General features: G+C 61.3%; 1 pseudogene. It reads left to right on the plus strand.

The features are described from left to right. Positions 1 to 52 precede the first annotated feature (52 nt). Positions 53 to 781 (plus strand): annotated as a pseudogene (locus tag CWS39_RS28345) (IS1634 family transposase); the annotation flags it as partial. Positions 782 to 813 lie beyond the last annotated feature (32 nt).

The following is an 813-nucleotide window of genomic DNA, read 5'->3' on the forward strand; positions in this document are numbered from 1 at the left end:
CGGCATAACCACGACCTCGGGATAATTGCTGTTATGCCGACCACGGCATAACTCCAAGGAGCGCCGCATCGACCCTCAAATCGTCGTCGGACTGCTCGTCGACCGGACCGGGTTCCCGCTGGAAGTCGGCTGCTTCGAAGGCAATACCGCCGAGACCACCACCATCGTCCCGATCATCACCAGCTTCCTGGAACGCCACGAACTCCACGGCACGCCGATGGTCATAGCGGCTGATGCCGGGATGCTGTCGGGGGCCAATCTGAAAGCTCTCGATGAGTTGGACCTTTCATTCATCGTCGGCTCCCGCGTCACGAAGGCGCCCGGGGATCTGGAGTCCCATTTCCATTGGAATGGCGATGTTTTCACTGATGGTCAGGTCATCGATACCGTCACACCCAGGCACGGCAACACCAAGGTCAACAACACCAAGTTGCGAGCCGAGCCGGTCTGGGATCCCGAACAGCATCCGGGTGCGTGGCGGGCGATCTGGTCATATTCGACCAAACGTGCACGCCGAGATCAGAAGACCCTGGCATCCCAGGAAGCTCGGGCCCGGGCGATCGTGGCCGGCGACAAGAAGGCCAAGTCAGCGCGGTTTGTGAAGGTGCGTGGTGATGACCGCACCGTCGATGAGGCCAGCCTGGCGCGCGCTCAATCCCTGGTCGGGCTGAAGGGCTACGTGACGAACGTGCCAGCCACGGTGATGCCCGCCGCCGAGGTCATTGCGAAATACCACGATCTGTGGCACGTCGAGAAGTCGTTTCGGATGTCCAATGTTGACCGGCACCCAGGATGAGCATGTCGGCGGCGTTG

Origin of the sequence: Mycobacterium hubeiense, from assembly GCF_002838065.1 — a bacterium.
Taxonomy (GTDB): Bacteria; Actinomycetota; Actinomycetes; order Mycobacteriales; family Mycobacteriaceae; genus Mycobacterium; species Mycobacterium hubeiense.